The 14,731-nt window shown below is 56.6% G+C and carries 16 protein-coding genes; 5 read left to right on the plus strand and 11 right to left on the minus strand.

The annotated features are described in order from the left end of the window. Positions 1 to 13: 13 nt before the first annotated feature. Together ABUK73_RS00150 and ABUK73_RS00155 are read right to left on the minus strand one after the other, a co-directional pair. A complete protein-coding gene (locus ABUK73_RS00150) occupies positions 14 to 826 on the minus strand; it encodes a carbon-nitrogen hydrolase family protein (RefSeq protein ID WP_353575559.1) in 813 nt (270 codons plus the stop codon). Positions 827 to 839: 13 nt separating this feature from the next. Next, positions 840 to 1,718 (minus strand): DUF817 domain-containing protein, encoded by an 879-nt coding sequence (locus tag ABUK73_RS00155; RefSeq protein ID WP_454892300.1) that lies wholly within the window; start codon positions 1,716 to 1,718, stop codon positions 840 to 842. 55 nt (positions 1,719 to 1,773) lie between these two features. Here ABUK73_RS00155 and ABUK73_RS00160 point away from each other — a divergent pair, with 55 nt between their 5' ends. Continuing rightward, the gene (locus tag ABUK73_RS00160) at positions 1,774 to 2,175 is read left to right on the plus strand and encodes a ribosomal maturation YjgA family protein (protein ID WP_353575560.1); all 402 of its coding nucleotides are present in this window, start codon (positions 1,774 to 1,776) and stop codon (positions 2,173 to 2,175) included. On the opposite strand, the gene msrQ is transcribed toward ABUK73_RS00160, so the two are convergent. The 5 genes from msrQ to ABUK73_RS00185 all read right to left on the minus strand — a co-directional run bounded on the left by msrQ (position 2,156) and on the right by ABUK73_RS00185 (position 6,967). Next, a complete protein-coding gene (msrQ, locus tag ABUK73_RS00165) occupies positions 2,156 to 2,815 on the minus strand; it encodes a protein-methionine-sulfoxide reductase heme-binding subunit MsrQ (RefSeq protein ID WP_113089508.1) in 660 nt (219 codons plus the stop codon). The genes ABUK73_RS00160 and msrQ overlap by 20 nt on opposite strands. A gap of 2 nt (positions 2,816 to 2,817) precedes the next feature. Further along, positions 2,818 to 3,759 (minus strand): protein-methionine-sulfoxide reductase catalytic subunit MsrP, encoded by a 942-nt coding sequence (msrP, locus tag ABUK73_RS00170; RefSeq protein WP_353575561.1) that lies wholly within the window; start codon positions 3,757 to 3,759, stop codon positions 2,818 to 2,820. A gap of 192 nt (positions 3,760 to 3,951) precedes the next feature. Continuing rightward, positions 3,952 to 5,940, minus strand: a complete 1,989-nt coding sequence (locus ABUK73_RS00175) for a bifunctional 2',3'-cyclic-nucleotide 2'-phosphodiesterase/3'-nucleotidase (protein WP_353575562.1) — start codon at positions 5,938 to 5,940, stop codon at positions 3,952 to 3,954. Positions 5,941 to 6,070: 130 nt separating this feature from the next. Beyond that, a complete protein-coding gene (locus tag ABUK73_RS00180) occupies positions 6,071 to 6,406 on the minus strand; it encodes a PilZ domain-containing protein (RefSeq protein ID WP_113089527.1) in 336 nt (111 codons plus the stop codon). A 93-nt stretch (positions 6,407 to 6,499) separates the two neighbouring features. Continuing rightward, positions 6,500 to 6,967: a DUF1203 domain-containing protein gene (locus ABUK73_RS00185; RefSeq protein ID WP_353575563.1), complete on the minus strand. Its 468-nt coding sequence runs from the start codon at positions 6,965 to 6,967 to the stop codon at positions 6,500 to 6,502. A gap of 150 nt (positions 6,968 to 7,117) precedes the next feature. Here ABUK73_RS00185 and ABUK73_RS00190 point away from each other — a divergent pair, with 150 nt between their 5' ends. Further along, positions 7,118 to 8,002 (plus strand): DUF4344 domain-containing metallopeptidase, encoded by an 885-nt coding sequence (locus tag ABUK73_RS00190; protein WP_353575564.1) that lies wholly within the window; start codon positions 7,118 to 7,120, stop codon positions 8,000 to 8,002. 46 nt (positions 8,003 to 8,048) lie between these two features. After that, positions 8,049 to 8,702, plus strand: a complete 654-nt coding sequence (locus ABUK73_RS00195) for a dihydrofolate reductase family protein (RefSeq protein WP_353575565.1) — start codon at positions 8,049 to 8,051, stop codon at positions 8,700 to 8,702. A 6-nt stretch (positions 8,703 to 8,708) separates the two neighbouring features. Here the strand turns inward: ABUK73_RS00195 and sseA are convergent, their stop codons facing one another. The 4 genes from sseA to ABUK73_RS00215 form a co-directional block, all read right to left on the minus strand. After that, complete coding sequence (sseA, locus tag ABUK73_RS00200) at positions 8,709 to 10,130, minus strand: 3-mercaptopyruvate sulfurtransferase (RefSeq protein WP_353575566.1); 1,422 nt, start codon at positions 10,128 to 10,130, stop codon at positions 8,709 to 8,711. A gap of 17 nt (positions 10,131 to 10,147) precedes the next feature. Continuing rightward, positions 10,148 to 10,885, minus strand: a complete 738-nt coding sequence (locus ABUK73_RS00205; RefSeq protein ID WP_113089501.1) for an alanyl-tRNA editing protein — start codon at positions 10,883 to 10,885, stop codon at positions 10,148 to 10,150. A gap of 13 nt (positions 10,886 to 10,898) precedes the next feature. After that, positions 10,899 to 11,936, minus strand: a complete 1,038-nt coding sequence (locus ABUK73_RS00210; protein WP_353575567.1) for a cysteine synthase A — start codon at positions 11,934 to 11,936, stop codon at positions 10,899 to 10,901. 121 nt (positions 11,937 to 12,057) lie between these two features. Beyond that, positions 12,058 to 13,506, minus strand: a complete 1,449-nt coding sequence (locus ABUK73_RS00215; RefSeq protein WP_353575568.1) for a cryptochrome/photolyase family protein — start codon at positions 13,504 to 13,506, stop codon at positions 12,058 to 12,060. 188 nt (positions 13,507 to 13,694) lie between these two features. Here ABUK73_RS00215 and ABUK73_RS00220 point away from each other — a divergent pair, with 188 nt between their 5' ends. Then, a complete protein-coding gene (locus ABUK73_RS00220; RefSeq protein WP_162727877.1) occupies positions 13,695 to 13,961 on the plus strand; it encodes a DUF982 domain-containing protein in 267 nt (88 codons plus the stop codon). Between the two features lie 392 nt (positions 13,962 to 14,353). Then, a complete protein-coding gene (locus ABUK73_RS00225; RefSeq protein WP_113089526.1) occupies positions 14,354 to 14,728 on the plus strand; it encodes a TIGR02594 family protein in 375 nt (124 codons plus the stop codon). Positions 14,729 to 14,731: the final 3 nt, after the last annotated feature.

Consider the following 14,731-nt stretch of genomic DNA (forward strand, 5'->3'; position numbering starts at 1 on the left):
GCGCTGGCCCTGATCAATCCGCATCGATCTGCTTTTCCGTATAAATCGTTCCCTGCCTTGCGGCTCTGCGCCATGGGCGTGCTTTTTTGAGGGGGCCGTCATAATGGGAGTCTTCTCTGTCAATTTCTGCAAAGACCAATTGATTGCTGAGCTCCACAGTACAGGCTGCGATGACTTTTCCATCCGGCCCTAAAACACCCGCGGGGCCTTGGGGTGCCTTTTGTGCGGGCGTTGCGCCGCTGATCCAGACGCAATTGAAACCGGCATGGGCGCGTAGCGCGATCTGGAAGAAGTTTCCAATTCCGTAGGATGAAAACAGAATGGCATCGACATCAAGACGTTCATATTCCATGAAAAGTTCTGGAAACTGCACCTCTATGCAGGTCAGGCAACCAAAGCGGTAGCCATCGACCTCAAAGGTGATCGGATGTTTTCCCGGCGTGAACCAGCCATCAAGTTCGGAATTTGAGAGATATCGCTTGTCGTATCGCGCAATCATCTGACCGTGATCATTGATGATGTATTGGCTGTTATGCGGTGGGTGAGGCGAGTGCAGCGGAGATGCCGACCCTACAACGGCAAAGATGCCATTTTCCTTGCATGTCTCAGCCATGGCCTGGAGTTCGGCGGCATGTGCGTTCCAATCGAAGTTTTGCCAGTCTTCCGGAGAGGTAATCTGTGCTTTCGCATAGCCCGATAGCGCACCCTCGCAGAAGTTGATGAGGCGGGCACCTTGCTGTCCTGCTTGCTGAATAAGCGCGCGTATTGTCCGGCCATTTTCGGCAACGTCTTTTGTGACGACGCTCTGCGCTGCAGCAATTTTCATTGGACGCTCCAGCTCAGTCCGGCACTGAAATCCGGCCTTTGATGTGCTTCAAATGAGAGACGATGGAGAATGTCATGATGACGAGCAGCGACCATGAACTCCATTTGCCGATATGCACCGCCGACCAAGCGCCCAGCTGGTTGGGATAGCTCCAGATGCCGAAGAAGGTGGAGATGTTTTCTGCGAGCCAGACGAAGAAGCCGATCAGGATGAAGGAGAGCAGCAGGGGCATTTTGCGGTCGCGGTCGTAGGGGCGGTAGATAACGGTGGCGCGGGCATAGAGGCCGATGGCGCAGGCGGCGATGTACCAGCGGTAATCGCCGATGAAATGGTGGGTGAAGAAGTTGACGTAGATGGCGATGCCCATCAGCGACGCCATCCAGTAAGGCGGGTGATGACGGATGCGGACATCCAGGAGGCGCCAGGCCTGAATGATGTAGCTGCCGACGGCGGCATACATAAAGCCGGAAAACAGCGGCACGCCGAGGACTTTGGTATAGGCAAAATCCGTATAGGACCATGACTGGATGGCGCTGGATGTCTTGAAGACCTCCAGCGCGAAGCCGACGACGTGAAAGAGCAGAATGGCCTTGGCTTCGTCCCAGGTTTCCAGCTTGCTCCAGATCATGAAAAACTGAATGCCAAGGGCGATGACCAGCAGCACATCGTAGCGGGGCAGGCCGAACAGGCCGCCGCGTGGCACCAGAAAGATCGAGATGAAAAACAGCCCGGCAAACATGCAGGCTCGCGCTTCCTTGATACCGAAATAGAGAAACTCGATGATGAAACGCTTTACGCCTTTCAACTCTCCCCAGGGCTGTCTATCGCACAGCAAGGCGTCAAGCGTGGCGAGGCGACTGGCGGGGTAGGTGGTTTCGCTTGTCAAAGCCATCGGTCCTCTTACTCGGCAGGATTGTATCTCTACAACAAACCGGAAATAAAGCGACATGATGATCAAACATGCACACGAATTTTATGACAGCCGCTTGGCACTTTTTATCTCTGCCTGTGGAGTGATCGCCGCCGGTCTGCTGCTGCGACGATATGGCTATACGGTCGGGTTGCCCTTCGTCGTCGTGAAATATGGCGGGTCGGTGCTGTGGGGATCAATGGTCTATCTGCTTGTGGCGACCGTCATGCCATTGCGCAAATGGCATCTGGCCGTCGCAATCGCCTGCGGGCTGGCAATCGCTGTCGAATTGATCCGGCTCGTGCATTTTCCAGCGCTGGATGCGTTTCGGGCTACGACATCAGGAGCATTGCTGCTCGGCCGCGTTTTTTCGCTCTGGAATATTGCGTGTTACGGTCTGGGAATAGCAGTGGCTACGCTCATCGCGCAGCGCCTCTAGGCGAAAGAGCTGCCTTGCGCGCCCGTTTCCGGGCCATGATCGCGGGTCTGACGGTTCGATAGCCGAGCAGAATGAGCATGACCGAGATGTAGAAGACCGGCTCTAGCGTCAGCGATTTGCGCGCCAGCACGAAATGCAGAATGCCGGCGATGAGGATGAAGTAGCTCAGGCGGTGCAGCGTGTTCCAGCGCGAACCAAGTTGACGGATCGACCAGCGGTTGGAGGTCAGCGCCAGAGGAATGAGCATAACGAGCCCGGCCATGCCGAACATGATGTAGGGCCGCTTGAGAATATCGCCGATGATGGAGCTGAAGACCATGCCCCGGTCCAGAACCAGATAGACCGCGAAATGCGCCAGCACGTAATAAAAGGCGATGAGGCCCAACGCCCGGCGATAGGCGATGAGATTGATGTTGAAGAGATCGCGCAGCGGCGTGACGCAGAGGCCGAGACAGAGGAAACGCAGCGCCCAGATGCCGAGAAGATGCTCGAAATCCTTGACCGGATTGAAGCCGAGCCCGCCGGTGGCTGCGAGATAAAAGTACCAGACGCCGGGACACAGACCAATGATGTAGAGCGCCCAGATGGCCGCTGGCTGATATCGCTTCGGCAGGGACGGGAGCGAGAGGGCAAACGCCATGGTCAGTAATTCGCCTTCAGATCCAGCCCGTTATAAAGGCTTGCGACCTCATCATAGCCGTTGAACATCAGCGTTGGACGTCTCTGAGTGCTGAAGAAGCCGCCTTCGCCGATGCGCTGCTCGGTGGCCTGGCTCCAGCGCGGATGATCAACCTTCGGATTGACGTTGGAGTAGAAGCCATATTCGCGGGCATTGGAGTTTTTCCACGTCGTTTCCGGCTGCTTTTCCACCAGCGAAATACGCACGATGGATTTGATGCCCTTGAAGCCATATTTCCAAGGCACGACAAGGCGGATCGGCGCGCCGTTCTGGTTCGGCAGCGTTTCACCATAGAGACCGACTGCAAGAATCGTCAGCGGGTGGCGTGCCTCATCAAGACGCAGGCCTTCGACATAGGGCCAATCGAGAGGCTGGAAAAAGCCCTTCTGCCCCGGCATTTCTTCCGGGCGAACTACGGTTTCGAAAGAGACATATTTCGCACTGCCCAGCGGCTCCACCTTATCCAGCAGGGTGGAGAGCGAAAAACCGATCCACGGGATGACCATGGACCAGCCTTCCACGCAGCGCATGCGGTAGGTCCGCTCTTCCAGCGGAGATTTCAGCAGGTCTTCGATGCCGAATTCCTGCGGCTTGCCGACCAGTCCGTCCACCTTGACCGTCCATGGCGTCGGTTTGAAGTCGCCGGAATTGGCTTTCGGGTCGGCCTTGTCCGTGCCGAATTCGTAGAAATTGTTGTAGCTGGTCACGGCATCGAGCGGTGTCAGCTTTTCATCCAGCTTGTAAGGGCCGGGTTGGGCGGTGAGCGGTGCTGCGAAAGCACTCTCAGCCGTCAGCCCCATGGCGGCAAAGCCCGCTGCGGTTCCGAGAAAATTGCGCCGGGACATGTAGACGTCGCGCGGGGTGATTTCGGCAGACGAAATGCGGGGCGGGCGGTAGGCGGGCATGGAAACCTCCTGAGAAGCCAATCAGCGATATTGCTATCCAATACCCAGTACGTTGGCTCGTAAGATATGTTTCACATTACGAGAAAAAAATTGAAATGGAGCATTCGCGGAAAACAATTTTACGAGAACGATATGCAAATTCGCAGAAAAAGATGAGGCGCACGATTGAATGTGCGCCTCATGATATCAGCCTCAGAGGATCAGGCGGAACTTGGCGAAGCCCTCGGCTCCATCGCCAGCTTCCTCGATCTTTGCGCCCTTGACGTCCTTGGCGTATTGGCGTGCCTTCGGGCCGGTTTCGAACACGGCTGTCGTGTTGGCCACTGGTGCAAAGGACCAGTTGTCGTCGGCAGACGGATTGATCGTGCCCTGCGCGATGATGTAGCGCACGATGACATCGCGGTTTGTGTCCGGCGCAACGAAGATGATCTTGTCGGACGCGATACCGGGGAACTTGCCTCCACCGCTGGCGCGGTAATTGTTCGTTGCCACCACGAATTTCTGTGCCGGATCGATAGGTTTACCGCCGAACTGAAGGTTGACGATACGGTTGCTTTCCGGCGTGACGGCCTTGCCATCCTTATCGAACTTGGCCGGTTTGGAGATGTCGATCTGGTAGGTCACGCCGTCGATGACATCGTAATTGTAGGACGGGAAATCGTTGTTCAGCAGCGGCGCGTCCTTTGCACCAGCCTCGACCGTGTTGAACATGCCTGCCGACATTTCCAGCCAGTCCTTGACCTGCGCGCCTGTGATCAGCACGGCCTGCACCGTGTTGGGGTAGAGGTAGAGGTCGGCGACGTTCTTGATGGCGATGTCACCGGCGGGGACATCGGTGTAATAATCCGAGCCACCACGACCACCAGCCTTGAAGGGAGCGGCGGCAGACAGAACCGGCAGATCCTTATACTGGCCTTCCTTCAGCATGTCCTTGATGTACCAGGTCTGGGCATTGGACACGATCTGCACGGATGGATCATCCGCGACCAGCGCGAAATAGGAATAGAGCGGCGCAGATGTCTTGCCCACGGGGCGGCGAACATAGGCGAGGGTGGCTTCGTGATCGGTCTTGGCGGCGGCGATGATTTCCGGCTTGTCCTTCACGTCGGCCACGATCTTGCGGTTATCGTCGCGGTGATAGATCGGGCGGGCTTCGGTGGTAAAGTCCACGATCTTCCAGTTCTTGCCATCCTTTTCCAGCAGCAGGTCAATGAGGCCCATATGCGAGCCCCAGAAACCGGCCATGACGGCTGGCTTGCCCATCAGCGTGCCCTTGACCGGATCGGCACCTTCAATGCCATCCCATGTCTTAGGGCCGGGGAAGACGAGATGCTGGTGGCCTGTGAAGACGGCATCGATGCCTTGAACGCCAGCGAGATATAGCGAGGCATTTTCCATGCGGTCGCTCTGGCCCTTGCCTTCGATACCGGAATGCGACAGCGCGATGATGATATCAGCACCCTGTTCCTTCATCACGGGCACCCAGGCCTTGGCGGCATCGACGATATCGCGGGTCTGTGCTTTGCCTTCAAGGTTCTTGGCATCCCACATCATGATCTGCGGTGGTACGAAGCCGATGATGCCGACCTTGACCGGGCTGGTCGCGCCGGAGCCGTCCTTGATCTGCTTTTCAAGGATCACATAGGGCTTGAAGAAAAGGTCGTCCTGCTTGGGGTCGGAAGCAAGCTGGCCCTTGGTCAGGTTGGCACAAACGTAGGGGAAGCCAGCACCGCCCAGTGTGTTGAACATAAAATCGAGCCCATAATTGAACTCGTGGTTACCCAGCGTGCCGCAATCATAACCCAGCACATTCATGGCATTGATGACCGGGTGCTTGTCACCCGCCTTCATGCCCCGCTCATAGGCAATGTAATCGCCCAGCGGGTTGCCCTGAAGGAAGTCGCCATTGTCTACCAGCATGGAGTTGCCGGCTTCGGCACGAATGCTGTCGATGATGGAGGCGGTGCGGGCCAGACCCAGCGTGTCGTTCGGCTTATCGGCGTAATAATCATAAGGGAAAACGTGGACGTGAATATCCGTCGTTTCCATGATGCGCAGATGCGCCTGGTTGCCCTGCGCACGCGCCGCAAACGGGTGAAGCATGACAAGGGCCGAAGAGGCGGCAATGCCTCCCAGCAGGGAACGTCGCGTGATGGGATGAAGGCCGATAAGCGAAGACATGGAAGCTCCTCGAATGAGTTCAGGCTGCATGGGAAGGCGGCAGCGTAAAACGAATAATCGAGGAGTCCATCATCAAAATGACAGCCATGTGACTTGTCCCGGATTTTTAAACCATCCGGTAAATTTCATTTCATCCAGCCAGCGTCGGCTTCACATCCGCATGGAAGAAACGGAAGTAGGAGGAAAGCTGGGCCAGCGTGTTGGTGGAAAGCTGCAATTGCAGGCCAAGCCTGTTCATGTGCTGCCACTGCACCGTGCCTTCGATGAAGCCGAGGTCTTCGCTCTGCACCTTGACCCGGCTTCCCTTGGCCGCGGCGAATGCGCCTTCCAGTTCCAGCGCCATGCCGGTAGCCGAAAGATCGACCACACGGCCTTTCACCGATTGATTGAAATACTGCACTGTTCCATAAATGCGTGTCTTGCTGCGGCCCGCGCCGCGATTCTGCATGGTCAGATTGCCGGTCATCTTCATAATTCCCGATTTATCACTGTCCCAAAATCGCACGAAAAATTTGCGGGCCGCTTATCTTATTCGGTAAAATTAAGCGCAACTGCGTATTCAGGCGCGATCTATGCGGCATTGGTAGCAATTGTTGCGGGCGGAGCGGACGTGAACATAGGCGATGTCATCCCGCCCCAGCAGCTCCTTTGCCCGGTCTGCAATCTCACCCGTCGCAGTCACGGCACCCGTACCGTAGACGATTCGATCAATATGGCTGTAGCCGCGCACGATATAGTCGGGACTGTCCAGCATCGGCGGCAATATGTCGTCTGCGGCAGGGGGCTCGCAGGCTTCGGCATGAATGAAAATAGGTCCGGTTTCCGCAAAGGGTTGCAGGTGCGGGAAGGGGCGATAGGCCAGTAGAAGCATGGCCTCGCCATCCTTTATCTGCCCAAGGCAAACACGGCAGGGATAGGTGCCGACGGCAATCGATGGTTCGGGATTCTGCCCGTTGGCATCCGGCTTTCCATTGCGAAAGGCTTCGGCCTCACTGGCGGCCATGGCGGTAAAAACGATCTCGGTCATAACGGCTCCTTTGCGTTGCTAGTTTGTCGCTATGCTCTTCAAAGAGTCGTGTATCCACCCGTTTCTTGCCTCTGGAGGCAACCAGCCCATTGCTTGTGCCGTTTACTTTCGCAATCAATCATACGTCCTCGTTTTAGAAAGTTGACGTCCATGCTGCGCAGGTTGATGACCGCTTCTCTGGTCACCGTTTTTTCGTTCATCTCACCTGCCGCCCATGCGCAAACAGCACCCGCGCTGGATGATCTTTCGGACGAGCAATTGCAGCAGACGGTGAATTTCGTCATCGGTAACGCAATTTTCAGCCTCTACCACGAAGCATCCCGCATGCTGATTTCCGATCTGGCGCTGCCCGAGCCGGGAGCGGGCAAGGACGCCGCCGATCAGCTGGCCGGGACGATGATGCTAGAAGCGAACGAGGAATGGCTGGACACGGCCATCGTCAACGCAACCGACAGCTGGTATCTGGCCCGCTCGGCTCAGGCCTTGCCGGACCACAATTCCCCGCTTTATTCGACGCTGGTGCCTAACCCCGCGCGTGACCGGCAGATGGCCTGCCTGATGGTCGGCAAGGATGCCGGTGGCTATGGCGATCTGGCCGATATGATGGGTCTGCCCAAGGATGACTGGAAGGCCTGTGAAACGGCTTACCCGCAAACCGTCAGCCACTGGAACGAGGTGCTGAAACCTTATGTGGCCAAGGCCGGTGCAACCAAATTCATCGCCCGCTATGAGCCGGTGCGCGATCCGTTTCTGGATATCTACGCCACCATCGTCAAGGAATCCAAAGTTCTCGATCTGATTGCCCGCAGCTTCAACGGCTATACGCTCAAGGGCGACGTCAAGCTGACGGCCCGCACCTGCGGCCGTCCGGATGTGTACTGGTCCGCTGAAAAGCGCGAGATCACTTACTGCTACGAAATGGCAAAATTCCACGGCGAACTCATCGCCTCGCATCTCTCCGGCGGTGGCAGCGAAAAGGAAAGCAGCCCGGCGAAGGAAGTGCCGACGGCGGTGAACCTGGGACAGGAATTGTAAACCGGGCCAACTCTGCTACTTTTCCCCTAAGACGCGGGAGGTGCAGATGTCACGCTTGGTTGTTCGCAGTTTTTCAATATCGCTCGATGGGTACGGCGCAGGTGTGGATCAAAGCCTGGAGAACCCGCTCGGCGTGGATGGCAAAACGCTCCATAGTTGGGCGTTTGCAACGCAGACATTCCATAAAATGTTCGGTCAAGACGGCGGCTCGACGGGGATCGACGAGCAATTTGCGGCTGCCGGTTTCGACAATCTAGGTGCCTGGATTTTGGGGCGCAACATGTTCGGTCCCATACGCGGACCATGGCCGGACCACGAGTGGAAGGGCTGGTGGGGCGAGGAGCCGCCATATCACGTCCCGGTCTTCGTGCTGACACACCACGCGCGGCCACCTTTGGAGATGAAAGGTGGCACCATCTTTCATTTTATCACTGGTGGCATTGAAGAGGCACTTCAGTCAGCGAAAGCTGCGGCAGGTGGCAAGGATGTGCGGCTGGGCGGAGGCGTTTCCTCGATCCGGCAATATTTGCAAAAGCAGCTGATCGATGAGCTGCATCTGGCGCAGAGCCCGGTGCTGTTGGGGAAGGGCGAGAACCTGTTTGAATGGCTCGATCTTCCTGCCCTTGGTTATCGCTGCACTGAAACGGTGCGCGGCGAAAATGCCACGCACCTCATCATCAAAAAGACCAGCGCGTCCTAACGCCGATCAGCCCCGTCGGGAAATTTCCAGATATTCGCTGTCCGTCAGCGGCTCTACCCATGCTTCATAGGTGCTGACCGGCGAGAAGCCCATCATCTGGTAAAGTTGAAGCGCGCGGGGGTGGTCGAGCGTGTTGGTGGAGACGGTGATCTTTTTCGGGTTGTCCTGCCATGCGGAATAAAGCGCCTGCAGAAGAAACCATTTGCCCACGCCTGCGCCAATCGCCTCTTCCATCAGGCCGAAATAGGACAGTTCCGTCACGTCAGAATCGAGCTTGTGAAGCTCGAAGAAGCCAGCGGGCGCGCCGTTCATATAAAGCACGGTCACCGAATTGGCCGGATCGCGAAGCGTGGCGGAAAGCTCGGCGTCGCTCATACGCATACGCTTGTGCCAGTGCCAGCGCTTGCCCACGCGCCAGTAGAGATAGCGATAAAAATGCAGCGGAATATTCGTGGTGCGCATGATGGCGGTCTGGATATTGACCGGTACCGGCAGGCTGACCTTGGGTGCAGACGTCATTTCCAGCTGGGTAACGTGGGCCTTGATCGGGCCATGTGGTTGTGTTGGAACAGGCTCGGCAGGGCCGGTCACGATGGCCGTATCTTGCTTGCTGCCCCATTCGGACCATGAGCCGTCGTAAAGCGAGTTGTCCGAATGACCCAGCGATTCCAGCGCAAGCGTGATCACGGCAGCCGTAACGCCGGAACCGCAGCTGGTCACGACCGGCTGCGACAGATCGATGCCCGCTTCAGATATCATCTTGCGGATCGTCGGCAGATCCTTGAAGTGGCCGTTTTCCGAAAAGGCGGTGGCAGGCAGATTGCGCGCGCCGGGCATATGGCCGGAACGCATGCCAGCGCGGGGCTCGGCTTCTTCTCCGGTAAAACGGCCAGCGCCACGGGCATCGGCAACCTGCACCTCGCCATTATCGACGATGGAGCGCATGGCGGAGAAGGTGGTGATGCGCTTCGGGTTAAAATGCACTTCGAACGTTGAAGGCTCGATGCTTGGCGCGTCGGTTTCCAGTGGCTTGCCAGCGGCTTTCCAGCCGTCCAGGCCGCCATCCAGCACATAGACCGTCTCGGCACCCATTACGCGCAGCATCCACCACACGCGCGGCGCAGAGAAAAAGCCGGGACCATCATAAACGACGATGGTATCCTGCTCGCCGATGCCGAGTTCACCGACCTGTTCGGCAAAGAACTGCGGTGATGGCAGGGAGTGGGGCAGGCCTGTATCGTGGTCCGCGATCTTGTCCTGATCGAAGAAGACCGCGCCGGGAATGTGTCCAGCAGCATATTCTTCCTTCCCGTTGCGCTTATGCGCGGGCAAATACCAGGAGGCATCGACCAATCGAAAATGTGGGGTGCCAAGCTGCTGCTCAACCCAATCCGCCGAAACGACGAAACGGCTTTTATCCGTGCTCACGATATTTCTCCCAGAAATCAGGCGGATGCGCCGGGCTTGCCGAAACGAATTCGGAAACGGCGATTCTCCTTGCCCTTCTTTTCGATCTTGGCGATGTGGATTTCGCCGACTTCCTGCGTCTTGGACACATGAGTGCCCCCGCAGGGCTGACTGTCAACAGCAGAGTTTTCGCCAATGCACACAAGGCTGACGCGCCCAAGGCCAAGTGGTGGACGGACATTCTTGGATTTGACGATGTCTGGATTGGCGGCAAGTTCTTCGTCGGTGATCCATGTCAGGAAAACCGGGTGGTTCTCTTCCACCAGCGCCATCAGCTTTGCCGTCACCTCGTCCTTGTCGATGGTCTCCGACATGTCGAAATCGACACGCGATTCCTCTTCGCCAACGGCAGCGCCGGTGATCGGCCAGGGGCAGACGACGGACAGAAGATGGCAGGCTGTGTGCATGCGCATGAGCTTGTAGCGACGCGGCCAGTCTACGTGCAGCGTCAGCTTCTCACCAATGTCGGGTGAAGCTTGTCCCTCGGTGGGGACATGGATGATGATGCTTTTGTCAGCGCCGTGTTTCGTCTGGCCAAGCTCTATCTTGGAGCCATCGGCTCTCTCCAGAAAGCCGGTATCGCCGGGTTGACCGCCCGATGTGGCATAGAAGCAGGTCTGATCCAGCTCTATGCCGCCATCTTCATGCACTGCCGTGACCACCGCTTCACATGTGGAAAGATAGAAATCATCACGAAACAGGGCATTCACAGGCATGTGGGCATCGACCTCAGACGGTTTCGTACGGAACCGAAATCTCCTGCTTTTCCGTCAGCCATGCGGGAAGGGGAAGACCCTTGGACCGCAGGAAATCCGGGTTGAAAAGCTTCGACTGGTAACGGTTGCCGTAGTCGCAAAGAATGGTAACGATTGTATGCCCCGGACCGAGGTCGCGGGCAAGTCGAATTGCACCGGCAACATTAATTCCAGATGAGCCGCCAAGGCACAGGCCTTCCTTCGAAACGAGGTCAAACACCACTGGAAGCGCTTCGGCGTCGGAGATGCGATAGGAAAAGTCCGGCTCGAAACCTTCCAGATTGGCCGTAATACGGCCCTGTCCGATGCCTTCGGTGATGGACGAACCCTCGGACTTCAGCGTGCCGTTCTTGTAGAACTCGTAGAGAGCCGCGCCGTCCGGGTCGGCAAGGCCGATTTTGATATCGGGGTTGAAATCGCGAAGACCATCCGCCACGCCAGCCAGCGTCCCGCCGGAACCAACGGCGCAGACGAAGCCATCCACCTTGCCGTCCGTCTGGTCCCAGATTTCCGGCGCAGTGGTTTCGATATGGGCCTGACGGTTGGCGATATTGTCGAACTGGTTTGCCCAGACCGCACCGTTGGGGTCCGTCGCTGCCAGCTGCTTTGCCAGACGGCCAGAGACCTTCACATAGTTGTTCGGGTTGGAGTAGGGCGCGGCTGGCACCTCGATCAGCTGGGCTCCGAGCAGCTTCAGCGCGTCCTTCTTTTCCTGGCTCTGAGTTTCAGGAATGACGATGACCGTCTTGTAGCCCAGCGCATTCGCGACCAGCGACAGACCGATGCCGGTATTGCCGGCAGTACCCTCAATGATGGCGCCGCCCGGGCGCAACTGGCCGCGTCGTTCCGCATCGCGAATGATGTAAAGGGCTGCGCGATCCTTGACCGATTGACCGGGATTCATGAATTCGGCCTTGCCGAGAATCTCGCATCCCGTCGCCTCTGATGCTGCTTTCAGGCGGATGAGTGGCGTGTTGCCAATGGCAGTAAGCACAGAGGTATGAATGGTCATGGTGGGGCCTTTTCGTCCGTCGCGAATGAGATGCCGTTATGTCCTTGTCTATCCGCGTTGTGACAAGAAAATATCTTCCGGTGAATAGGGTTGGCGCGCAAAATCTTGCCGATAACAGGTTTTATTCACCTTTCTTGATATCCGAATAGGTTGCGAGCGCCCGCTGACGCGCCGCATTATGGTCCACCAGAGGTTTCGGATAGGTCTTGCCAAGTTCGATGCCAGCCTTCTGCAACACGTCCTTCGGGGCATCGAACGGCTTGTGGATAAATTTCTTCTCCAACTTTGCAAGCTCCGGCACGAAGGTTTTCACATAGTCGCCGTCGGGATCGAATTTCTCACCCTGGAGAATGGGATTGAAGATGCGGAAGAAGGGGGAGGCATCCGCCCCGGACCCGGCCACCCATTGCCAGTTGGCTGCGTTGGAAGCGGGATCGGCATCGACTAGCGTATCGCGAAACCACTTCTCACCCTTCCGCCAGTCGATCAGCAGATGTTTGATGAGGAAGGAGGCGGTAATCATCCGCACGCGATTGTGCATCACGCCATGCTTCCACAGCTGGCGCATACCGGCATCCACGATGGGATAACCCGTCATGCCCTTCGTCCAGGCCTTGAAGCCTGCGTTATCGGTCTGCCATTCGAACACGTCGAAACTGTCGTTCCAGTTCTTCTCGTCCAGTTCAGGGAAATGGAAAAGCAGGTGGTAGCAAAACTCCCGCCAGACAATTTCCTTGCGGAAACGGCTGAGATCGTGAGACGCGATGCTGCGCGAAAGGCCGCGCGTGGCGTCCCAGACCTGAGCCGGAGAAATTTCTCCCATGGTCAAATGTGGCGACAACATGGATGTAGCTGGCTTGGCCGGGAAGTCTCGCCCTTCTTCGTAGCCCTTCAAAGCGTCCTCGATGAAGGTCTCAAGTTTGTCCTTTGCGCCGTCTTCACCCGGCGTCCAGACCTCTGAAAAATCCTTGGCCCAATTTGGTTTGGTCGGTAGCAGCTTCCAGCTTTTCAGCTCTTCAGATTTCGGCCAGCGGAAGGGCGAGGGGAGTTTCTTAGGGGCAGAGACGGGCTCATCCGGTTCCTGGCCGCCCTCGAAGGCGCGCCAGAATGGCGTGTAGACGCGGTATGGACCGCCGCTCTTCGTCTTCAACTTGGATGGTTCATGCAGCAGATGGCCCGCGAAGCTTTCCACCTCAAATCCATCGTCCCGGAATTTTTTCTTGAGGTGGCTGTCGGTCGCCATGCCCTGCGGATCATAGCGCCGATTCCAGAAAATCGCGCCAGCTCCGGTTTCCTCCAGCAGCGATTTCAGTACCGTTTCCGCCTTGCCGCTGCACAAAATCAGCCGTGAACCAGCCTTCTCCAGCGCCGACGACAGAACCTCCAGAGAGTGGTGAAGCCACCACTCCTGAGCACCGCCGAGAGCCCCGCTGGCGGGTGCGTTTTCCTCACGGATATAGACGGGAATGATGGGGCCGCCGTGGTCCTTAGCGGCTGAAAGCGCGCGATTGTCGGCAAGGCGTAAGTCCTTGCGAAACCACACAATAATGGGGGTGTTTTTCTCAGCCATATGCCACTCGGTTCACTTCAGATTGAATGATTGTTGAAGAGCTTTGTTCCCGCAAGGGGCGTATAATAAGGCCATTCAACGACATGGTTTTCAATTGGTGAATTATTGTCTCTTGAAACCACTTATCGCGGAACCATATGTCGGGTCCGACGTTAGAGGCGGGTTAATTGAGTATGGAAGTCCAATCAATGATGCTGAACGACGTCAAGTGGGATGCCCCAGTGGTTATTTCTCTGGAAAACGGCGCCCCCCGAACCTTCAACGGCGTTTACGAGGCTTTTGATTTTTTGCAGCACGAATGGCCAAGCCGTCACGGCAAAGTCTATGAGCAGGCATTGAGGCTGTGCAGAGCCTCGCTGCTGGGAAGCGTTGCAGGCGAAATCGCCCGTATCGCCTTCATAGAAGCAAGCCGGGATGCCCATTGCCTCGTGGAGACGCGAAAACTCGCTTCTTAAAACGCCCCTATCCATTATATCAGAGTTACCAGCCACCCGCCGCAAACCGCCGGGTGGCTCTTTGATTCTGGCGATTATTGTTTTGCAAGTAGCTAAAATCGGCCCACGAAAACCTTTAGAAAACCTTGAGATTTTCGATAATAAGCGTTCTAATTTTCGCCTATATCTCGTCAAATTCTCGCTAAATTACAGGAATAGATCGACCCTCGCTGGCGGTGAGCCTGATGAGAATTATCGGCTTTCACCACTATACTTTGAATATGCGCACAAGACTTCTGACGGGGCAGGACCGAGGTCATTGTGTGCTTCTAAAGGGCGAGAATTTGAAAGTAACTGCGTTCGTTCTGGCCGCTGCTCTTTGCACGGCTTTCACTGCACCTGCATCCGCTGGAATGCTCAATCAAGCTGAGCGATATTCCGGACTTCATGAGGGTAAAAACAACAAAACACTCAAGGCCATTCTGGGTGTCAATCCACGCAAGACTCCATGGTGTGGGCACTTCCTCAGTGTCGTCGCCGAAAAGTCGGGCAGGCAGCCACCGAAATCTTCTGGTTTTGCGAAATCGTGGACGTCGTTCGGTTATGCCGTTCCCACCGGCAATGCAAAGCCCGGTGACGTCGTCGTGGTCAGAAGCGGTAAAAGCTACCACGCGGGTATTCTGAAAAGCCTCAATAAAAATACCGCCCAGATACTGGGCGGCAATCAGTCGGGTCGCGTTCAGGTCTCGAATTTCAGCCGAAAGTCGATCGTTTCCGTTCGACGCTAAAAC

The organism is Agrobacterium vacciniicorymbosi (assembly GCF_040427045.1).
Lineage (GTDB): Bacteria > Pseudomonadota > Alphaproteobacteria > Rhizobiales > Rhizobiaceae > Agrobacterium.